At 38.9% G+C, this 20,547-nt stretch carries 19 protein-coding genes, 1 other RNA gene and 1 pseudogene; 6 read left to right on the top strand and 15 right to left on the bottom strand.

Annotated elements, in window-relative coordinates; genetic code table 11:
* The first annotated feature begins 87 nt into the window (after positions 1-87).
* Positions 88-423, top strand: coding sequence for a hypothetical protein (locus tag DWZ38_RS16555; RefSeq protein ID WP_117854222.1), 336 nt, complete (start codon positions 88-90; stop codon positions 421-423).
* Positions 424-444: 21 nt separating this feature from the next.
* Positions 445-1,191, top strand: coding sequence for a hypothetical protein (locus DWZ38_RS16550; protein ID WP_117854221.1), 747 nt, complete (start codon positions 445-447; stop codon positions 1,189-1,191).
* Between the two features lie 242 nt (positions 1,192-1,433).
* On the opposite strand, the gene DWZ38_RS16545 is transcribed toward DWZ38_RS16550, so the two are convergent.
* The 4 genes from DWZ38_RS16545 to DWZ38_RS16530 form a co-directional block, all read right to left on the bottom strand.
* Entirely contained in the window at positions 1,434-1,841 is a 408-nt protein-coding gene (locus tag DWZ38_RS16545) for a PIN domain-containing protein (protein WP_117854220.1), read from the bottom strand.
* A complete protein-coding gene (locus DWZ38_RS16540; RefSeq protein WP_021924900.1) occupies positions 1,825-2,067 on the bottom strand; it encodes a type II toxin-antitoxin system prevent-host-death family antitoxin in 243 nt (80 codons plus the stop codon). Before DWZ38_RS16540 ends, DWZ38_RS16545 begins: the two co-directional genes overlap by 17 nt.
* Before the next feature lie 404 nt (positions 2,068-2,471).
* Positions 2,472-3,548 (bottom strand): M42 family peptidase, encoded by a 1,077-nt coding sequence (locus tag DWZ38_RS16535; RefSeq protein ID WP_117854219.1) that lies wholly within the window; start codon positions 3,546-3,548, stop codon positions 2,472-2,474.
* A 113-nt stretch (positions 3,549-3,661) separates the two neighbouring features.
* A complete protein-coding gene (locus DWZ38_RS16530; protein WP_347520021.1) occupies positions 3,662-5,032 on the bottom strand; it encodes a sugar transferase in 1,371 nt (456 codons plus the stop codon).
* A gap of 339 nt (positions 5,033-5,371) precedes the next feature.
* Between DWZ38_RS16530 and DWZ38_RS22315 the strand changes: the two are divergent.
* Positions 5,372-5,493 (top strand): annotated as a pseudogene (locus DWZ38_RS22315) (protein CapI); the annotation flags it as partial.
* Positions 5,494-5,673: 180 nt separating this feature from the next.
* Here DWZ38_RS22315 and DWZ38_RS16520 read toward each other — a convergent pair.
* Both DWZ38_RS16520 and DWZ38_RS22310 read right to left on the bottom strand, forming a co-directional pair.
* A complete protein-coding gene (locus DWZ38_RS16520) occupies positions 5,674-6,675 on the bottom strand; it encodes a hypothetical protein (RefSeq protein ID WP_117854218.1) in 1,002 nt (333 codons plus the stop codon).
* 93 nt (positions 6,676-6,768) lie between these two features.
* On the bottom strand, positions 6,769-9,129 hold the full coding sequence (locus DWZ38_RS22310) for a site-specific integrase (protein ID WP_178105357.1): 2,361 nt from the start codon (positions 9,127-9,129) through the stop codon (positions 6,769-6,771).
* 155 nt (positions 9,130-9,284) lie between these two features.
* Here DWZ38_RS22310 and DWZ38_RS16510 point away from each other — a divergent pair, with 155 nt between their 5' ends.
* Together DWZ38_RS16510 and DWZ38_RS16505 are read left to right on the top strand one after the other, a co-directional pair.
* A complete protein-coding gene (locus tag DWZ38_RS16510) occupies positions 9,285-9,908 on the top strand; it encodes a deoxynucleoside kinase (protein ID WP_117854217.1) in 624 nt (207 codons plus the stop codon).
* A 72-nt stretch (positions 9,909-9,980) separates the two neighbouring features.
* On the top strand, positions 9,981-10,748 hold the full coding sequence (locus DWZ38_RS16505) for a toll/interleukin-1 receptor domain-containing protein (protein WP_117854216.1): 768 nt from the start codon (positions 9,981-9,983) through the stop codon (positions 10,746-10,748).
* Here DWZ38_RS16505 and DWZ38_RS16500 read toward each other — a convergent pair.
* The 4 genes from DWZ38_RS16500 to ssrA all read right to left on the bottom strand — a co-directional run bounded on the left by DWZ38_RS16500 (position 10,718) and on the right by ssrA (position 14,622).
* Positions 10,718-12,088, bottom strand: coding sequence for an SIR2 family protein (locus DWZ38_RS16500; protein WP_117854215.1), 1,371 nt, complete (start codon positions 12,086-12,088; stop codon positions 10,718-10,720). The genes DWZ38_RS16505 and DWZ38_RS16500 overlap by 31 nt on opposite strands.
* A 198-nt stretch (positions 12,089-12,286) precedes the next feature.
* Positions 12,287-12,823, bottom strand: coding sequence for a hypothetical protein (locus DWZ38_RS16495; protein WP_021925296.1), 537 nt, complete (start codon positions 12,821-12,823; stop codon positions 12,287-12,289).
* Positions 12,820-14,133: an AAA family ATPase gene (locus DWZ38_RS16490; protein ID WP_117854214.1), complete on the bottom strand. Its 1,314-nt coding sequence runs from the start codon at positions 14,131-14,133 to the stop codon at positions 12,820-12,822. The genes DWZ38_RS16495 and DWZ38_RS16490 overlap by 4 nt, the downstream gene beginning before the upstream one ends.
* 139 nt (positions 14,134-14,272) lie before the next feature.
* Positions 14,273-14,622: a transfer-messenger RNA gene (gene ssrA / locus DWZ38_RS16485) on the bottom strand.
* A 206-nt stretch (positions 14,623-14,828) separates the two neighbouring features.
* Here ssrA and DWZ38_RS16480 point away from each other — a divergent pair.
* Complete coding sequence (locus tag DWZ38_RS16480; RefSeq protein ID WP_117854213.1) at positions 14,829-16,544, top strand: AAA family ATPase; 1,716 nt, start codon at positions 14,829-14,831, stop codon at positions 16,542-16,544.
* 92 nt (positions 16,545-16,636) lie between these two features.
* On the opposite strand, the gene DWZ38_RS16475 is transcribed toward DWZ38_RS16480, so the two are convergent.
* The 5 genes from DWZ38_RS16475 to DWZ38_RS16455 form a co-directional block, all read right to left on the bottom strand.
* On the bottom strand, positions 16,637-17,644 hold the full coding sequence (locus DWZ38_RS16475) for an aldo/keto reductase (RefSeq protein WP_117854212.1): 1,008 nt from the start codon (positions 17,642-17,644) through the stop codon (positions 16,637-16,639).
* A 299-nt stretch (positions 17,645-17,943) separates the two neighbouring features.
* Positions 17,944-18,501 carry an elongation factor P gene (gene efp / locus DWZ38_RS16470; RefSeq protein ID WP_021926717.1) on the bottom strand — a complete coding sequence of 186 codons (558 nt, stop codon included), beginning with the start codon at positions 18,499-18,501 and terminating at the stop codon, positions 17,944-17,946.
* A 134-nt stretch (positions 18,502-18,635) separates the two neighbouring features.
* Positions 18,636-19,139, bottom strand: a complete 504-nt coding sequence (locus DWZ38_RS16465; RefSeq protein ID WP_117854211.1) for a shikimate kinase — start codon at positions 19,137-19,139, stop codon at positions 18,636-18,638.
* Positions 19,136-19,639 carry a YqeG family HAD IIIA-type phosphatase gene (locus tag DWZ38_RS16460; RefSeq protein WP_117854210.1) on the bottom strand — a complete coding sequence of 168 codons (504 nt, stop codon included), beginning with the start codon at positions 19,637-19,639 and terminating at the stop codon, positions 19,136-19,138. The genes DWZ38_RS16465 and DWZ38_RS16460 overlap by 4 nt, the downstream gene beginning before the upstream one ends.
* A gap of 31 nt (positions 19,640-19,670) precedes the next feature.
* The gene (locus tag DWZ38_RS16455) at positions 19,671-20,546 is read right to left on the bottom strand and encodes a patatin family protein (protein WP_117854209.1); all 876 of its coding nucleotides are present in this window, start codon (positions 20,544-20,546) and stop codon (positions 19,671-19,673) included.
* Position 20,547: the final 1 nt, after the last annotated feature.

The following is a 20,547-nucleotide window of genomic DNA, read 5'->3' as shown; positions in this document are numbered from 1 at the left end:
ATGGATGTACCGCTAATTTCAGAATAGGCGTACCGTTCGGGCAGAATTTGCAATAATGGAACGTTTAAAACTTCCGGAACTACGGCATTGCAGCTTTTTTCTTCAGATGGAAGTTATGTAGCAGATGTAAGTCTTGATGAAGAGGGAGATCTTTTTATTTATCCAGTTCAGGAAGGATATGGAAATATCTATCCAGAAGCCGCCTTTTTAAGAGAATCTGACTCAATTGCTTATGAAGCACAAACAGCGGGTGACGATTATGTGGAAAACAGTGACCCGGGAGATGGTGATTACTCGGGAAATCCCTATTACTGGTATGATAGAGAAGGAAATGTAATGTATTTTGATGGTGTGGAAGACTTTTACATTGGACCGGATAATGTGTTTTACATTGATGAGGAAGGAAACTTATGTGAATATTAAAAGTTGAGGAGGGAAGCTGGGATGAAAAGAACTAAAATGTTACCCTTCATTCTGACAGGGGTATTTCTGTTACAGACAACAGTGCCTGTCGCTGCCTCCAAACCGTTGACGGAGGAAGAAAGCCTGATTGCAAAGCTTAATGAAGAGGCTACTTTGGAACTTTTGTTTTTTGGAAAAAGCATCTGGAATGATGAAGAGGAATACGAAAACTTAAAGGATATTATTTCAGAAATGCTGCTGGAATTTATGGTTTCTGAAGGAGCAGCAGATGAAGAAATGCAGTCGGATGAGATAAAAGATCTGATTGATTACGCTTATGGAATTGGAATCTCCTCAGATGTATTTAGTATAGTTGCGGATGGCATAGGTGTGGATTCCCAAAGCTACCGGGATGCCGTGCAAAAGGTTTTTCGCAGCCAGGCCCTGAAAAATCTGGATGAAGAGTTCCTTCTTCTGGAAGCCGGCGATATTCCGGAACTTACATTAATGTATAAGGATGGATGGTACGGAGAAAGGACGGATGACAGCAGAATTGCCCTGGCTTCCTCAATCCTGGATGTTCTGGAAGGAATGGGGCAGGAAACGAAAGGCTATAATGGAAATACATTGGCGCAGGCAATCAATGACCGGTATGATGAGGATGCAGGAGACAGCGTGTTATATCTGGCACTGGACGTTTTGCAGGAATCGGATTTCTATAATACCATGATCAGTGGGGTTATGGCTTGTCTTGTGGATATAGAATATGATCCGATACAGATGGAATAAGAGATTTCCAAAATAGTAAAACCTGTTGTGTACTGTAACCTGGGAGTTCCTTACCGAGGCCTGATTCCAATACTGCTATGTTTCAGGAGGCAACTGTTTTTAGTTGCCTTCTGAAATATTTTTTTGGAAAAATGCCACTGTCCCTGTCCCCTGGTAACTTCTTGTTGGGCTTCGGTTCGCTGGTGTTCGGCAGATAAAGCCGGGATGTATCTCTACACCTCGGCTTCAGCGGTATCCAAATTTTAGATTCTTGCCAGAAGTTCAGTCGGCGTAAACGCCATCACTCTACTCTGGGTGAAATCTTTCAGATTTCTTGTGATGATATAGTCAGCGTGGATAGATTCTGCCGTTGCACTTTGAACAGCATCCTCGAAATCCTTCCACTTCATATTCACAGCTCTTTCCAGAACTGCAGGACTGAAATCTGCAAATTCAAAAATCAGATTCAGCTTGCGGAACACTTCCTCAATCTGCTCCGGTGTCAGCTGCTTTCTCATGACATACATCATATTGGCATAAGTCAATGTTGAAATGTAGCCCTTTGCCTGTTCTGTCTCGCAGAGCTTCCAAATCATCGAAGAATCCTTGACAAATCCTGGCCGATTCAGAAGAACATCCAACACAATATTGGTATCAATCAACAGAACCATACTTTGCCCTCATGCTTTCTGCCTTGACCTCATCCAAGTCATAGTCTTCCTTCAAAATTCCAGTAAGGGAATCTGTCAGATAAGACACAGTGGCATCTTTCGGAATAAACCGACCGACCTCCCGTCCATTCTTTGTCACGATGATTTCCTGTCCGGACATCACAAGATTCAGATACCTTCCGAAATTGTTCTGCATTTCGGTTGCAGTTGCGGTTGCAGTAATCATATCATCGCCTCCTTATTTTAGCTAATTTTATTATACTTCAAATTAGCTATTTTATCAACCTGTCCGCAATAATTATTTCAGAAACACATCGGATACTCTGCCAATTTCCTTAATTTCCAGCCTGAAATAGCCCTAAACGCATCTTAGGCTGGAAATTTACATTTTATTGGCACCTTGAATCTGTGCTTCAGTCATACACATATCATGTTCTTTCGCAAAGTTAAGAGCTGCCTTTAACCCTTTTTTTCGTTTTCTTCCTGTAATGCAGTATAAATTTTGTTTCGGATTATCAGTGCGATGTTTTCATTAGGGCTACTCATTTTGGGAAGTTAAGGTAGCAGAACCATTTCAACGAAGATAAAAAATGGATTTAACTTATTATATGCAGAACATATTATCTGTTTTTAGAAACTCATAATCTGCTCTTCGTCAAGTCTTTTGAGAATTTCACATGCCAGCTTAACAGCATTATCAAAATCGGCATAAGCTGAAATCCCGTAATGTGTATGTGCATAGCGAACCGGAACTCCGATAACAATAACCGGAACCGCTTTTTCAGTCAGATGTATAGCTGCACCATTGGTTGAACCAGCACTGCGAACTGCATCCTGAACCGGGATACCAAGTTTTTCTGCCAGATCCAGCGCATATCTTTGATAATGGGGATTGGTGATCATACGGGCATCCATGTGACGCAGCATCGGTCCACGCTTGATCGCTGTCTGAACCATATACTCTTCAACGCAGGTATCATCTGCCGGGCATCCCTCAAAAACAATTGCGATATCCGGCTTAATTACCTGTGCCGTCACGGTGGCACCACGTACACCTACTTCTTCCTGTGCAGCACAAGCACCAACAATATCGACATTCAGCTCCTGACCTGCCAGGTTATGCATCGTCTTAAGAATCGCCGCGCATCCCAAACGGCAGTCAAAGCTCTTGCCCACCATCAGATCTGTGGTTTCTGAATATGTAAATGTCACATCCGGCACTACCGGTTCACCGATACGAATACCAAACCTTTCAATTGCCTCTTCTTTTGAAACAGCGCCAACATCCACCGTGATATCTTTCATATCCAAAGGAGCCTTACGCTCCTGTTCTGTCATGAAATGCGGAGGCTTGCTGGCAGTAATCCCCGGAATATATTCTCCGAATCGGTTGCGGACCCAGACTTTATGTGCTGGAATATTGTGGTTAACCCACCCTCCGATCTGAATAATGCGAAGTGTTCCGTTCGGGCAGATTGCCTGCACCATAAAACCAACCTCGTCACTATGTGCGTCGAGCTGAACAACCGGACGCTTGCCATTATTTTCTTTACGGCGGATATACAGGTTGCGCATGTGATCTTCTGTAATTTCTCCAAGTCCTTCCGCATAAGGACGAATCGCTGCTACCACTTCATCCTCGAAACCGGATGTACCGTTTGCATTTGAAATTGCTGCAATCATTTCCAACGTCGTTTTTTTATCCATTCTAACACCTCTCGTATAATAAGTTTTACTTTCTTGAACTCTTCCTTGAAATCAACAATATAGTTTGCTGTGGTCTCAAGCATTTCCTTGCCCCACTATCCCTGTCCCCAACATCACTTTTTGGCGGTAATCTGCCCTTCTTCCACTCCTTCTGTGCTTTCCGGCATAAACAGGATCTTCACAGTAGCAAACATAATCAGCAAATCCTCCAACAAGCTTGGATGGCTTATGTACATCAGGTCCATAAGAAGCTTATCATAGGGAGTGGTATTGTATTTCCCATAAACCTGTGCATATCCTGTAAGCCCTGCTTTCGCCTGCAGGCGAAGCCGGAACTCCGGCATTTCTTCCTCATACTCAGCCGCAATAGATGGACGCTCTGGTCTTGGTCCCACTAACGTCATATCTCCCTTCAGCACATTAAAGAGCTGGGGAAGCTCGTCAACGCGGCATTTTCGGATAATCCGCCCAACCGGTGTTATTCTGGGATCCTTATCTCCGCTGGAAAGACGTGCCACGCCATCCTGCTCTGCATTTACCTTCATAGAGCGGAATTTCAGCACATTAAATTCCTTTCCATCCTTGGTCAGACGAGTCTGTGCATAAAAAACAGGTCCTCTGTCATATAGCTTAATTGCCAGCGCAGTAAGCAACATAATCGGTGACAAAATAACGATTCCTGTTACTGACATAACCAGATCAAACAGCCTTTTGAAAAAAAGATACTCCGGGTTTGGTTCATATCTTCCGATTCTCAGCATAGGTAAATGGAACAGATGAACCTGTGTAGCCCCACTCATCAGCACATCTCCAACCCTTGGAATTACATACACTCTTACATTCTTCTCAATACAGTATTTCAGAATGATGTTCCTGTCATGGCTGTGGATTCCGCTTAAAAACACAGTCTCCATATCATCCAGCTTATCCAGATGCTCCAGACACTCCTTCACCTGCACGATCTCACATACATGGAACTTCCGTTCCAGATCATACTGGTTGATCAGGCTTTCCAGTCCGTCTCTGATATCATAGACAATCAATGTCTTCTGAGGCGGAAATGCCCTGAAATACCAGTGATGCGCCAAAAAGCACCATAAAGCTGACATAAAAATCTGACCGGCAAAAGCCATAAGTCCTGGTATAATATTAGGAAATCCTCTTACCAAAAGAGCAATCACCAGATAGCTGATACCATCTGTGATCAAAGCTGCCAGCACCTGACTATAAACCATTTCTGAAATACGGTTTACGGAAACCAGAAAAGCACTGTAAACTCTGGCAAAAAGGAAATATACCACCATAAACAAGCCAATCATCAGCAAATTTTCGCGTCTGCTAAAGGTATTCTCTATCTTTCCTGCATAATATCCATACCAGCAGCAGGCAAAGGGAATGGTCAGGCAAAAAATATTCAGCACCTTCACCAGCCGCAGCGGAACATCATGTTTCATTATTTTAGCTGCCTTATTATTTTTATCCACAAATAATCTCCTCTTTTGATTATTCAAACATGCTTCGACATTTAGGTATTATAACATAAGGCTTCTTAATGAGCAAATGCAGATATTTTCCAGTTTCCCACGATGTATTGCTATTTAAAACAGAATTTCGTTTTTGGTATTGCATTATTTTTCCAAGAGTGATACTATAAAGCACAGATTAAAAAGAATCTTCTCTTTAACAATGATACTTTAAACAGCATATTTTACAGATAGGTGAAGCATATGAAACCAAGAAATCCAATGAGTTAGTGGCGCATGCCTATTCCAAGCTCTATAACATTCCGTCCACAGGACTTCTCTTCTTTACCGTTTACGGTCCTGCCGGTTACTTATGCAGACACAACTGCTCTTGAAAGAGATTTTGGCTTCAAACCAAGCACAGCTTAAGAGATGGACTTAGAAAATTTGCAGAATGGTATAAAGTATTCTATAAGATCTGAGTATCAAGATAAATCCGGTCAGCTTTGGCAAAATTTGCCGGGGCTGACCGGTATTTTATGTCTGCGCCACAGGATCTTTAGTCTTGCTAAGATTAATAAAATTGTGAGTCCGTCCTGGTATCATATAAATTGCTTCTACCTTAAGCAATACATATTTCGGAAAATCTTTCTATTTACAGCTCAATTATTATCAGGATTTATATTGGGGTTGCAAATTATTATTCCATCTTCATAAGAAGAAGCATCAGGTAAAATTTGTTCTAAATTCTTTATCTTACTAAGTTCCTTGTTAACACTATCGTTAAAATTACGATATTCATTTTCTTCATTATATTCCCTTGATTTTACCAAATTATATATTGTCCCCAAAATACAATACCTTTCATTATTATATACCCAGCAACAGTAATCTTGTTTGTCTATAAGCATTGGTTCACAATCAGCCTCCAATGATTCAACATACTTGATAAACGCATCATAGTAAAGAAAACATTCCTCATCAATGTTAATATAGAATTTATCCTCTTCACTTTCTATGGGATCTATAGGATCTATATCATGGATACACCAGACTTTGTCCACATTATTACATAAATCAAAGCATGAACAGATTATGTGCTTATTCGTTATACAGTACTGCTTGTTCGATGAAATATCTGTAATTATTCTTACATTACTCAATTGATTGGCTGCGTGATTTATTGTTTGAAGAGCAATTTTCTTTTTTACCGTGCCCTTACTTTCAAATAAAAATGGATGCATCTGTTGATCTACTCCAAACCAATCTGGTGACAATTTACTTTTTTTAGGATTTGCTTTAAATCGCTTTTCTTTAAAGTGATACAGACGCGAAACATTATATATTTTATTTGCGATAACTCTTGTAGCAAGCATCCCCATTGCAAAAGAAATTGCAGCTTTATATGTGTCTTCAGCATACTTATAATCATCTGACAAAGTCCAAAATCCTCTATCTTTTTTTACTGCCATTTGGCAAATAGAAGAATAAAATGTTTGCGCTGTACCTGACATAATGTTGTTGTTATATCTGCCATTTAATATTGCATACTTTAAAAAATCTCGTTTTGAAATATCCAAATGACATTTCCGTCTATAGTCTGGCCATTTGGGATAATCTCTCTTATTGTTGAAATAATCATAACTTACTTTCGCTTTACTCATTTGTTTTTCCTCTTTATCATCCGTAAATATCCAATATCTATTTCCCTGCCACTTGCTTCTTTTAAGAACTTAACAATTTCTTCCATTGGCATCTTAAAAAACCTGATTTACCCCCATACTCCGCACATAGTCGATCCATTCATAAATATCTTCTATATCATACAAAGTATTCAAATCCTCATCTGTTGCTTTTTTCAATGCAAGAGCCATCAATCCATATTCGTTTTCCAAAAGTGTATCAAATACCCCCTGATCATCTGTATTGATGGATACACTAAGATGATTTTTTCCATTTGTCTGCTTGAGTTTTCGTGAATTAAACCGTAATATGGGATGTTCCTCATATTTCTTTATTGTCCCAATCAGATAATTAGAAGATGGATTGGTTTCTATTCCAATTCCTTTACAAGCAAGTTCCTGCATCATTTGTTCCTGAATTTGACGCACCAAATTGATATACTCTTTATGTATTTTAAATTCTGTAATCTTATCTCCTTCTTTTCTGACTGCCTCATTATAGTGATACAGCTCATACAATCTTCGATACTTTCTATTTCTGCGCACTTCATTACTGACCCGTGGGTTTAATTGATAGCGGTCAAACTTCAACAATTCTGTTCTCACAATAACGCTCTTAAACTGCACCTCATTCAATTTATAAATTTCTGGATTATCTCCTCTCAATTTCCACCCCTGATAATATTCATGAACAGAAGGGCAAACTTCCTCCCGTATATTATTTTCATATATTTCTTTATACAGTTGATAATATGTTTCTATCAATTCTGTTTTCAGCTGTTCTCCTATATGGCATCCCAGTTCATTTGCTTTGCAATACATCCACACAACATCATCAAGAAGAACCTGTTTCGCAATAATTACTTTATTACCTTTCATACAATAATAGTTCTGAGGTTCAATTCCAAGAGCCAATGCATGGCCTAAGCGATCGCCTCTATTCAGATTACAAAATAATATCGTTTCATCAATTGCGCGTAATCCGTCTACAAGATCAAGGAAATCTTCCCCCACGTGATAGGTAATACGAAGATTCTGCGGTATTCTTGCCGTATTTACCGCTTGATTGAAAACACATTCAGAAACAATTCTTATATCCGACAAATAACGAAACACCTGACCAAACACTTCCGGTCTGCAGGCAATCTCACTGGAACATGCATCAATACCTTTAACATGGCAATTTATTTCTCTTTTCTTTTCTAGCATCGCCACTATACTTCTGGCTTGTTTTCTTGATTTTACACGAACATTATAATTTCTCGGTCGTCCTTCTGAAAATCCATTATCTTTCAACTTTGGAAAATGAAATACATATATCAATTTTTCATATGTATCTTCAGATGTTCCCTTTTTTACCAACTTCTCATAGTTTTTTAAGCTACCATATAATTTCACCGAAGTATCCTTTGGACAGATTCTTGCTTCAAGAGAAATCATATTTTTCTTTATCAAAGTTTCATTTAGTGCCAGCTGCACAAGTTCGTCTTCATAGGCCTTATGCCCTTCTATAAAATACTCTTTTCGATCTTGATAGTCTGAAAAATTTGCAAATCCAATTTTATCATTGTTTTGGATAACTTCTCCTCTGAAATCAGTTCTTATAAGCAGATACGCATAAAATATATTTTTTTGTTCATCTGTAAAAATATTGGCTAATACACTCCTGTAGCATTCGTAAAGAAATTTCCGTTCTCCCGCCAACAATCTACATACATTATCATTATACTGCATCATACTTTTTTCAAGAGCATAGTCCAGTACATCACCATTTATCACTGCACCATAAATATTTCCTGCAATAATAATTAAATCCTGTAGCTCTGGAGTCAATGCTAAGAGCTCTGTCTCTGCCCTATTTTTTGTTTCCGTCCCCTTTGGCAACATTTGAATTAATTTTTCTGTTCTTTTTATCAGATATTCATCCCGTTTCAGACCGGAATTTAAATTTATACTCTCTGCCCGGATGTTGGAGATTTCATATACTCTGGCACCTGTAGCGAAAAACACTTCGATAACTGCGGCGTCACGTAAAGTGTGCTTATATTGAATTCCTGAAAGACTGCTTATGCTGGCATATATGTAATTGAGCAGCTGCTCGATTTCTTCCCGGGGTATGATACGTGGAAGAATGATGGTTTCTTTAAATTTCACTTTTATTTTCCGAAAAGGATTCTGCTCTACCAGTTCCTCTTCTTCTAAGTAACTGTAAAAGGCTTTTATGGAGGCAATTTTTCTTTTTATTGTTTTCTGTTTGTATTTTTTGTGTAGTTCTGTGATGTACTGCTCGATAGTTTCTTTTTCTGGCTCGTTGCTATGTACATAAGAAAAGAACTGGGTTAAATCGATTCGGTATGCTTTTATTGTTTTCGTGTCTAGTTCTTTTCTGTATGTGCAGTATTCTAAGTATGGTTTTACTTTGTCTTGTAAGTTCATGGTGGTACCCCTTTTTCTCTTTTTGGTATCACAGTACTGGAAAAGGTGGGGTTTGTCAAAAAAGCCTTGCGAAAGTTACTTATATTCTTAGAAAGACGTACCTTGTATATTCGATAATTCTTAATTATCAATAAATTCACAAAGGAAATTAACTAATGAGAGGAAAACTTATTTGCTTATTTGGCATAGATGGCAGTGGGAAGTCTAGTCTTCTTGAAATATTAAATAAAAGTAAATTAGAAAATACCATATGTACTTCTTGTATAAAAAATGCTGTCTTTGAAGAAGAATTATATCAAGCGGAAAAAACTCTTCAATTTCATAGAAATGATATTTTTTCTCATGAATTTAAGCATGTACTTCATATTGGTAGCGTTATTTTTCGAATGTATAATGAAATATTACCGATTTTAGATACTGGAAAAAATGTAATTCTTGATAGATATGTCCTCTGTATTAAATTATTCACAGAATTATTCCTTCAGCCTTCATGTAATTGTTTATCAAAAGCTTTGGAATGCCTGCCTAATCCCGATATAGGTATATACCTAAATGTAGATGTTGACATAGCAATTGCAAGAATACAACAAAGAAGCAGAAAGACCGGTATTCCACCGCATTATAGTGAAAGCCGACAAGCATTAATATTAAAACAGGCAAAATATGAAGATATTATTCCAAGTGAACCTTATCCCATTATAGAAATAAATGCAAATGACGATATTAATATAGTATATTCAACAGTATTAAAAATTTTGGAGCAATTAGAAGTTTATTAACATTGTCAAAACAGCTAATTTTATGACCATATTAATTGCTTCTGAATAAAACATTTAAGTTAAAGGAGTAATATGAAAAAATTCTCGGATAAATTATTTATATGTTTTTCGGCAAAAGATAGATACGTTATTGCTCAGCCAATTGTGTATCACTTAAAAAACTATGGTATCAATGTCTGGTATGATAGATACGAAATGATAATGGGAGATGATCGGTTCAAAAAAAATATTGAAGAAGGAGCTGGAAAATCAAAATATGCAATAATAATTTTGTCTCATAATACAATTACTTCATTCTGTGCTAGAGAAGAGATTCAAACTTTAAAATTAAGATATTTTAAAGGCGAAGTTACAGTTTTTCCAGTATTGTATGAATTAAAGCCTTCGGATATTCCGCCTGTATTTGCTTGGATTAAGAAATTAATTTTTAAAGAAGCTGATCGTAGTACTGGAACATTAGAAATATGCAACCATATTGTCTGTAAAATCACTTGCGATATGTTAAATAACTGTAAATACAAAAATATTAACGAAATAATTCAAAGTAAATTACCACTTCCAAGATCAATCAGGCATTTGTTTGAAAACTATATCAGGGTTGACAATTCAAATCTTAATAGTAAAATCACCTTGCTTTACGCTATATACATAATAATTACAGAATCTAATGATCCAGCATTACGACAAATATGTAAAGTTCCTTGCAAAATATTTGATAGATTATTTACAGAAAATCTTCTTAATTTGTTAATAGACTACAGAGAATTATGGTTATTGGAAAATTCAATATGTATATTAATAGAGTGCTATTATGGTTCTTGTACAGAATTCAAAATATAAACAATTGTTTTCGCTAGTGTTTCTGTATCGTTCTGAGAAGTAAGGGAAAGTATGCTTTTTTCCAGGTAGGGATATAATGTTAAATTATTTTTTATTTGCAGCCATATTTGTTCTGATCGCATATCAGGATAAGCAATGGGGATAATTGTTTTATGATATTTCAATGCTATTTCAAATTCTTCTTTAACACCACTATTAGGATTTGGAGCATCTGGATTATAATCACCAAAAGCAAATATTACTGCACCACACCCTTTAATAACATCTTCTCGAAGTTTCTTCTTATTTTCCAAAGAATTTTCACCAAATCCAACAAAAGGCTTAACAATAATATATTTTTCTTTATCCTTAATGCCTTTTTGAGCAAGATACTCATTTGCGTATCCAATAATATGTGTACCAAAGTGTCGACCAATTCCATTTACAATACGATAATCGTTCTCTAAAAGTTGATAACTTATACTACGTGAAAGATTATGAGAATATTTTACCACTTCTTGATTAAATGAGCGAAATGCACCAGAAATAAATACTTTCTTATTCCGTATTCTTTCATTTAATTCTTTCAATACAAAAAGTATCTCGTCGTATTCATCTACGAGAAAAACTTTAATATGATATCTAAGTTCTAAATCATGAATAAAATAATCAAAATATGGATTATCTTTCTCTCTTTTTAGGATTGTGTAATGTTGAGGTGTTGCATTGCCAAGATACTTTGCAATTTCGCTTAAACAGTCCATTACTAAATAATCCGAAAAACTATATCCAATAAACAAAAAAGTACTTGATATTAATTCTCTTTTAAAAAACATTAACATCATACGATGATTATATGAATATTTCTCATAATCTTCTTGTGTCGCAACAATGCCATCAGGATTTGTGATATCTCCATTCATTTTATATATATTAATTCGCTTATTAAGCTCAACATTAGATAAATCAGAATCTCTAAATACTTTATTAATTAAAATATTACGCTTTTTGTAGTTGTTTTCTAGCACATTATCAAAATTAGTTGTCCATATATTTGAAAATCCAATATCTATAAGCTCATTAATTAAAGGACTGTCACAGTCATTTTTATTTAATACTTCATTAATTCTTTTCAATAATTCTGGCTGTCCAAAATTATTAGAATAATATTGGGCAAGTTTATAGTAATTTGTTGAATCGCTTAATGGTGTACCGAGTTCTTTTGCAAGCGGCTTAAGCAAACTATACCAGGAAGGATAACCTGCGTTGATTGATGCACCAGCACCAACAAAAAGAGAAATTCTTTCATCAAGTGCTTGACGTGTAAATTGTTTGAGAAATTGTTCTTTGTTTAATGGCATTTTTATATCCTCTATTTTTTCTAAAGTTCGATATATAATAAAATTTAATGGATAATTAAGAATTATCTCTTATCTTATTATACAACCGAAATTCCATTTTTCCTCATAATTTTACTATTTTCTAAAAAAAGATATTTTTATCTTGTTTTCATTCGATGAACAGAAAGCCGAACCATCCAAAATGTATATCGAAATAACTCATTTCAATAAATCAACATCTTTCTCCACCAACTGCTTCTCTGCAATCTTAAGATTTCCTCTGTAGTTATTTCGCAGCTTTTTGACCAAATTGACGTAATTCGGGCTTGCTTTTATGTTTGGAGTGGATGAAGCCACTATTATTCTTGCATATACATGGTTAAAAGCGGAAAACAAAGCTTTAAACTGTGATAATGTTCCGTCAATCTGTTTTAATGAATGAGCTACGTCCACGCCTTTCAGTTCTGTTAAAATAGCCTCACATTCCTGTCCTCCAAGTACAAATAAATAATCACATTTGCAGATTCCCGGCGGGACTGATTTATCCTGTGGAATTATACCGCCATCCATTTTATATAAAATCACATGATCTTTCCGGGTATTCTCCAGGATGTATTTTTTCTTGCGTTCCTCACACTTTATCCTTGAGCGATTATCGGATACTTCAATACACTCAATGTTTTTATTTACACATGCAGTAGTCTTTTGATTGACAAGCTGTTCTTCTATGCATTTTTCCACTTTATTACATATCATTCATCCATCTCCTTGTCCAGTAAGCGCTCCAGTTCCGAATTTGTGATTGATGAAACTTCATCAATATAATCAGTACTGATCATATGGCTTTCTTCATCCAGCAGGTTTTCCATGCTGCTTAATCCTGATCTTGTATTTTCCAGTTTGAAAGCAGCAAATGTCTTATAATTAACACGTAAATTTTTTGCAATAACTACCGTACCTTTACTCTTTGGTCCATTTTCAATCTTGTCCGAATACAACAGGATATTTAAAGATGTTAAAATATATGGACTGTGTGTTGTAATAATTGCTCTGCTATCTGTGGAGTTAACCATCAAAGAAATCAGGCTTACAACATTTTTCTGGGCAATTGGAAATAAATGTGCTTCCGGTTCTTCTATAATTACAAAGCTCTTCTTTTTTTCCAGAATAATGATAAAGGCCAGCATCAGAATCCACAGTACCTCCTGCTGCCCGGAGGAACCATACATCAGTTTTACCCAATGTCTTTCATCAAAGTAAATTTTTTCTCCATCCATTTCGCTGGTATAATCCGCTTTAAAAATATCTTTTATGAGACTGTATGCTGTGTCAAGTGAAATATTATTAATTTGACCTTTTACAGTTTTAGTATAGTCTTTTACAATTTCCGGAATTTTGCTTCCAAATTTGCTTTTTGTATTTCTGATCAGATTGATAAAATCCTGCATTGTCAGATCCATATCTGAAATAGAAAAATCATGCAGCTGCTCTGACATGGTGGCCAGAAGACTTCTTCCTGCGGGGATATAGATAATGTCCGCATTATTTTCAAAAAGCTTATACAAACGTTCCTTGAACTGCTGTTTCAGCATTGCCAGAGCAGTAATATTATCGATTATGGAATTAATTTGTTCACTGTTTAGCGTTGCCAAAAACATTACAGATGCTTCATATATCAGTTCATTTAATGCATATTTTAAATTTTCAGCAAAGCGAAAGCGGACATATCCATCTTTATTCAGAGTGATTTCTATTTTCTTTTCTCCAAAAAAGTACTCTATCTTGAAGTTTTGCATGTGTGTGGTTTTGCCGAAGCATCCCATAAACTGTCTGGTCAGATATTTCATATAATTATTAAAATATTCATTTTTGTGATTGTCTGTATACTGTGCACCATCCATTAAGAATTCCAGCGTATAATCCCTTATCTTCTGGCAATAGTAAATAACTTTACAGGCTGTACTTTTCCCAGATGCCTGAGTGCCTATAAATACCTGCATTTTTTTATCTAAATCTATTTCAGCTTCGCAAATTGGACCAAATTGATGTATAAGAATTTTGTTCATAGCACTTCTCCTTTGGGACTTTGGTTTTATTAATAAATAGAGTTGATTGCAAATTTGTAGAAAAAAGCCCCGAAAACATCCAAGTTCAATGTTTCCGGGGCTTGCCCTGTGGGTGCCATAATAAACACCCTTGTCTCTTAAGTGGACCTGGCGGGAATTGAACCCGCGTCCGAAAGTCTATCCCTTGCGGCATCTCCCATCACAGTCGCTGTATTAACATTCCCTTTGCAGCACGCCCACCGACAGGCTTACTGCTTCAGTAGCTTCATAATACATCTACCGGGGCAAAGCTTACCCGGCAAGGTTTCTCACAAGGTCGACGCCAGACTCCTGAGGTGTGAGTGCAACAGGACTGACGGGCAGCACTTAGGCTGCCATTACTAACTGATCGTCAGCGTTTATATTTAGAATTTCCCGTTATTACGCAGTTCGGGAGACTGCGGATGGCTTCCACAACTTCAAAACCCCCGTCGAAACCAGTACAAGCCCTAAATGGATTATAATAGGTAGTTCTGGTACGCAGACGAAGTTTAAGCGGTTGCGCTTTTGGTTTATTATAAGGCAAACGGCTTCAGGTTGTCAAGGGATAGTTTCTGGTGCTTCATCTTGCCATTTATTCCTTCAGATGATAAAATCAAAATACATGAGAGGTATTTTAGGTTCAGGAGTATAGCTTTGGAAGGGAGCGTGAAAATATGGCTGCATTGCTGAAGCTTCCGGTTGGCATTGAAGATTTTCGGGAAATTCGCCGACTTGGTTTTTACTATATTGATAAAACGAAATTGATCGAGCAGCTTCTTGACAACTGGGGAAAGGTAAATCTGTTTACAAGACCCCGGCGTTTTGGAAAAACACTGAACATGAGTATGCTCCGTTATTTTTTCGAGATCGGGACTGATAGCACCTTATTTGAGGGACTTAATATTTCACAAAGAAAGGATCTTGTGGAAGAATATCTTGGGAAGTTTCCTGTAATATTTCTTACATTAAAAGGTGTCGAGGGCGAAACCTTTGCAAAAGCGAAAGCAAAGCTGGTTAAGTTAGTTGCTCTGGAGGCAGAGCGATTCCATTTTCTGAAAGACAGTGACAGACTGACAGAAAATGAAAAGGCCAGATATGGTGCATTGGTTCGAATGAGCAGCGGCAAATATTTGATGGATGATGAAACTCTTGAAGCGGCGCTGCAGACATTATCGGAATTGTTGTTTCACTATTATGGGCAGAAGACGATCATCTTGATTGATGAGTACGATGTTCCTTTGGACAAGGCATATCAAAACGGCTATTACCAGGAAATGCTGTCACTGCTTCGCGCGTTATTCGGAGATGCTCTGAAAACCAACCAGTTCCTGCAGTTTGCAGTTTTAACCGGATGTCTGCGTGTTTCGAAGGAGAGTATTTTCACTGGTCTGAATAATTTCAAGGTTTTGTCCATTACAGATGTTCGCTTTGATGAACAATTTGGTTTCACTGAAGAGGAAGTAAGCAAACTGCTGAAGACCTATCATTTGGAAGGGCATTTGCCTGAAATAAAAGAGTGGTACGATGGTTACCATTTTGGAGCTGCAGATATTTATTGTCCATGGGATGTGATCAATCATGTAGATCTCCTTTGTAAGAATCCAACAGCAATGCCACAGTGCTACTGGATCAATACCAGCGGAAACATTCTTGTCAAAAATTTCATCACCAGGGCAAACAAGACAACCCAGGATGAAATCGAGCGTTTGGTTGCAGGCGAGCCTATTGAAAAAAATGTCAGATTGGAATTGACCTACGATGAGATTGACAATAGCATTGAAAATATCTGGAGTGTTTTATTTACCACAGGCTATCTGACCCAAGCCGGAATCACAGACCAGGGCGCATATAAGCTGGTCATTCCCAATAAAGAAGTGAAAGAGGTCTATAAGGTTCAAATACAGGAATGGTTTGATAAAAAAGTACGTGCGAATACGGAACAATTAACCTTTTTCTGGAAGTCTGTTGAAGAAGGAAATGTATCATCAATAGAACAATATTTAAATCGGACTCTTAGTAATTCCATCAGTGTCTTTGACACGAAAGCACCGGAAAAAGAAAAGGAGAGTTCTTATCATACGTTTTTGGTAGGCTTGCTGATTGGAAACACGAACTGGGTGGTTCGGTCAAATGTGGAGGCTGGGGAAGGCTTTGCAGATATCATTATTAAACCGGAAAATCCAGATGCAGGGATTGTCTTTGAGCTTAAGTATTCAAAAGACATATCAGGCTTAGATAAGGCCTGTGCAAAAGCGATTGAGCAAATTAAGAGCCGGAGATATTATGAGTATTTGAGAAATGACGGACGCCACGATATAACACTTTACGGTATCGCTTTCTATAAGAAAAGATGTAAGGTTGTTGTTGAAAAACGAAAAGAAGAATGGTAAATAATAACAGCCTGTTTTTTCCAGGAGTCCCGGAAGTATTGAGGATTCAATGCTTCCGGGACTTACTTGTAGAGCGAACATGTCACCTGGTTCTATTCTCCGAATTCCTCGGCCACCTTTTTCAGCATTTCCCGGATTGGAAGATGGTATGGACATCTGGTTTCGCATTTGCCGCAGCCTACGCAGGCGGATGCTTTTACCCCAAGGCTTCCGTAACGGTCCCGCGCCCAATCTGCAAGATTGTAGCGTTCCAGGTAGCCTGCGAAAAGGAAGGCGCTTGGAATGCTGATTCCTACTGTACATGGCGCACAGTAATTGCAGCGGCGGCAGAAATTGGTGCCAAGCTGATGGCGAACATCTTCCATCTGGGAAAGCTCCTCCTTAGTAAGGGGTGTGGTGTCTGCACATGCTTTGATGTTCTCTTCTAATTCGGATACCTCTGCCATTCCCGGGATCACCACGGTAACGGCAGGATTGGAACAGACGTAGCGAAGGGCAAGGGTTCCGTTCTCAATAGCGCCGCCAGCCAGAGGTTTCATGGCAATGAAGCCTACATTTTTCTCCTGGCATTTGTGGATCAGCTCTTCTCCCTGACTTTCTACTATATTATATGGGAACATGATGGTCTCCACCCAGTCAAGACTTAAAGCACGTTCAAACACTTCTGTGGAATGTGCGGTAAGACCGATGTGACTGATTTTGCCTGCTGCCTTGGCTTCCATGAGGGCTTCCAGTGCGCCCCCTTCGCCTACAACTGTATCCAGCTGCTCCATGCTTGGGTTATGTACCTGGTACAGATCAATGTGGTCTGTGCGAAGATTTCCAAGACTTTTCTCAATATCTGCTGCCATAGCATCCTTGGTTCTGGCCATACTCTTGGTGGCAAGCACAAACTTGTCCCGGATTCCCTCCAATGCATAACCAAGATATTCCTCACTGACTGTATAGCCTCTTGCGGTGTCAATGTAGTTAACACCTTCATCCATAAGCTGCTTCATCAGTGCCTTGGTTCCCTCTGCGTCAATTCTCTGAATGGGGATTCCGCCGAAGCCCATCCGTGAAATCCGAAGTCCTGTTTTTCCTAGTATTGTGTACTCCATTTCATTCTCTCCTTATCTACCTATTCAATAGTTCTAACCAGCCCACAGCATTTCGGCAATTGATATTCCTAAGCAGGTCATTTCAGGTGCGTTCTTAGCGAAGGTGAAATCCACGACCTACATAGACTTAGGCGTGAGGGCTCTCCCGAACGTCTTAGTCGGAGTTGGTCGTTAGTTCACCGTAGCGTTGCACCGACCTGCGTGGAATATCACTTGCCAAAATGCGTCCGCTTTAGAATATAAAATATGCCACCGGCGCAATCGCCGATGGCACACAAAACCTTACGCTTATTCAAACATTAAACACGGGACAGATACTCACCTGTTCTGGTATCAATCTTAAGCTTGTCTCCCTGGTTAACGAACAGAGGAACCATAACCTGTGCTCCAGTCTCAACTGTAGCTGGCTTGGTAGCACCCTGTGCTGTATTTCCAGCGAATCCTGGCTCTGTCTCTGTAACTACAAGCTCAACGAATAACGGCGGCTCGATAGCGAATACATTGCCATTGTGGGAACAGATCTTAACCATCTCGTTCTCTTTAACAAACTTCAGAGAATCGCCAACCTGCTCTTCTGTAAGACCAACCTGGTCAAATGTCTCTACGTTCATGAAGTAGTATAATCCGCCGTCATTGTACAGATACTGCATATCAACACGCTCAATACGTGCTGTAGGGAATTTCTCTGTAGGACGGAAGGATTTCTCTAATACGGATCCTGTGATAATGTTTTTGTATTTGGTTCTAACGAAAGCAGCTCCTTTACCCGGCTTAACATGCTGGAATTCTACGATCTGACAAACGTTGCCATCAATTTCTACTGTGACACCGTTTCTGAAATCACCTGCTGAAATCATAATTAATTTTTCCTCCTTATAGTGCTTGTGACTAGCAATATTTTATAATATATGTACCATTTTTTCAACTACTTTTTTTATAATGAGAGATTTTTCTTGAAAATCATGGATATGGAACCGCTCACAGCTCACTCTCAGGGAAGCTTACTCTCAATTTCCTTGATCAGCTCCTCGAAAGGCTTCACGCCTGTTACTACCTCAATATCTGCAAATTTATGATAGATCGGGTCGCGCTGCTTCAGAAGCTTCTTGATCTTCTCCTCCTGGTTATCTCCTTCCAGAAGTGGATTGTTGTTTCCTTCCAGTCTCTTGCGGAAGGTTTCTGCAGAGCCCTTCAGGTAAACAACTGTACCAAGCTGTTTGATATATTTCTCATTCTGCTCCTGGATCGGAAGACCTGCGCCAAGGGAAATCACCTTCTTCTCCTTGTCCTCGATCAGTGCCTTCACGGTCATGGTCTCCAGTGCGCGGTAATATGGCTCCCCAAATCTCTGAAAGATCTCCTTCACAGGCATGTTCATTTTGCGGACGATCACCTTGTCTACATCTACAAATGTCAGTCCCAGGTCACTGGACAGACGTTTCCCCACTCTTGTCTTGCCAGAACCCATAAATCCGATAACCACAATATGGTTCATGAATTCTTCTCCTCCTTGGTATAAAAATGTAATACGATTCTTTCCAGATAGCGCTTCAGCACGATCTGGATCTCTTCCTTCGGGTGTATAGGCTTCACCAAAATGTTGCGAAGACCGGCATTCTTAGCCCCCCAAATGTCCGTAAATAGCTGGTCTCCGATGAATACCGTATTCCCGGAGTTTGTTCCAAGCCGCTCCATGGCTCTCTCATAGCCTCTTCTGGATGGCTTGGATGCCAGTTCAATATATTCGGCACCCACAAGACTGGCAAAGGGTGCAACTCTTTTTTTCTTATTGTTGGACACCAGACAGCAGGAAAATCCTATGTCCCGCAGCTCCTTAAAAAGCTGTATGGCTCTCTCGTCAGCCGGTGCCCCATGAGGAACCAGGGTATTGTCAACATCGAACAAAAGCCCCCGATAGCCCTCCTGGTATAATTTCTTATAGTTTACTACATATGCTGAATCCAGATATTCATCCGGAAAAAAGCGTTCAAACATTCTGTTACATCCTTTATTTCTTTATATTCTGTCAGCTGTGCAGGTAAGCCTGCAGCTCCTCATAGCGCTCCTTCATTACCTCATAGCCATGCTGATAAAAATCCATCAGCTTGTCCTTATTGGTCTCTGCTCTTCCTACGGCAGGCAGCTCCGGACGAATTACAAAAATGTGTCCCTCCTGCTCCCATTTCTCTATAAGCTCCAGGGTTCGGTTGTAATTGCGGTAGCGGTTATATAAGGTATTCAGAAGCTCCGGATAATGGCGAAAGGCAGCTACATAGACAGGTGTGCTTTTACCGGGCTTCTTCTTGCGGTAGCCCTTATTTCTGGTAAGGATCACCACATTCTTGCGATAGCCCTTCTCCATGGCATGGATCAGGGGAATGGAATCTGCGACTCCTCCGTCCAGGTAGGGAACTCCGTCTATCTCCACAGCAGGACTTACAAGGGGAATGCTGGAGGAGGCTCTTCCGATATCCATCAGCCGCTGCCTGTCATGCTTCTCAGACATATATTCCGCATCACCTGTCAGGCAATTTGTCACTACCATTTCACACTGGATATCGGACTGGAAAAAGGTGTCAAAGTCAAAAGGAAACAGCTCATTTGGATATCTGTCAAATACCATGTCCATGTCAAAAAGCTGGTGCTTCTTAAGGGCAGCCCTGGTGGCAATGTAGCTATTCTCCTTGTCCTCTACAATCATACAGTCCCTGGTGCGCCCCGGCTGATGGGAAACATAGTCAAGGGCATTGCAGGAGCCTGCGGAAACACCCACAACATAGGGGAATTTCACATCCTTTTCCATAAGGAAATCCAATGCTCCTGCTGTAAATACGCCTCTGTTTCCTCCACCCTCCAGAATAAGAGAGGATGAAACTTCTGTTGCTTCTGTTGCTTCTGTCATT

This window comes from Ruminococcus sp. AF31-8BH, from assembly GCF_003460605.1.
GTDB lineage: Bacteria > Bacillota > Clostridia > Lachnospirales > Lachnospiraceae > Blautia_A > Blautia_A acetigignens.
Note: the sequence above shows the minus strand (reverse complement) of the source record. Positions and strands in the feature narration are given on the sequence as shown.

Coding starts and splice junctions, on each gene's coding strand:
- DWZ38_RS16550 (WP_117854221.1), top strand. CDS start 445: ATGAAAAGAACTAAAATGTTACCCTTCATTCTGACAGGGGTATTTCTG.
- DWZ38_RS16545 (WP_117854220.1), bottom strand. CDS start 1,841: ATGGTTCTGTTGATTGATACCAATATTGTGTTGGATGTTCTTCTGAAT.
- DWZ38_RS16540 (WP_021924900.1), bottom strand. CDS start 2,067: ATGATTACTGCAACCGCAACTGCAACCGAAATGCAGAACAATTTCGGA.
- DWZ38_RS16535 (WP_117854219.1), bottom strand. CDS start 3,548: ATGGATAAAAAAACGACGTTGGAAATGATTGCAGCAATTTCAAATGCA.
- DWZ38_RS16520 (WP_117854218.1), bottom strand. CDS start 6,675: ATGAGTAAAGCGAAAGTAAGTTATGATTATTTCAACAATAAGAGAGAT.
- DWZ38_RS22310 (WP_178105357.1), bottom strand. CDS start 9,129: ATGAACTTACAAGACAAAGTAAAACCATACTTAGAATACTGCACATAC.
- DWZ38_RS16510 (WP_117854217.1), top strand. CDS start 9,285: ATGAGAGGAAAACTTATTTGCTTATTTGGCATAGATGGCAGTGGGAAG.
- DWZ38_RS16505 (WP_117854216.1), top strand. CDS start 9,981: ATGAAAAAATTCTCGGATAAATTATTTATATGTTTTTCGGCAAAAGAT.
- DWZ38_RS16500 (WP_117854215.1), bottom strand. CDS start 12,088: ATGCCATTAAACAAAGAACAATTTCTCAAACAATTTACACGTCAAGCA.
- DWZ38_RS16495 (WP_021925296.1), bottom strand. CDS start 12,823: ATGATATGTAATAAAGTGGAAAAATGCATAGAAGAACAGCTTGTCAAT.
- DWZ38_RS16490 (WP_117854214.1), bottom strand. CDS start 14,133: ATGAACAAAATTCTTATACATCAATTTGGTCCAATTTGCGAAGCTGAA.
- DWZ38_RS16480 (WP_117854213.1), top strand. CDS start 14,829: ATGGCTGCATTGCTGAAGCTTCCGGTTGGCATTGAAGATTTTCGGGAA.
- DWZ38_RS16475 (WP_117854212.1), bottom strand. CDS start 17,644: ATGGAGTACACAATACTAGGAAAAACAGGACTTCGGATTTCACGGATG.
- efp (WP_021926717.1), bottom strand. CDS start 18,501: ATGATTTCAGCAGGTGATTTCAGAAACGGTGTCACAGTAGAAATTGAT.
- DWZ38_RS16465 (WP_117854211.1), bottom strand. CDS start 19,139: ATGAACCATATTGTGGTTATCGGATTTATGGGTTCTGGCAAGACAAGA.
- DWZ38_RS16460 (WP_117854210.1), bottom strand. CDS start 19,639: ATGTTTGAACGCTTTTTTCCGGATGAATATCTGGATTCAGCATATGTA.
- DWZ38_RS16455 (WP_117854209.1), bottom strand. CDS start 20,546: ATGACAGAAGCAACAGAAGCAACAGAAGTTTCATCCTCTCTTATTCTG.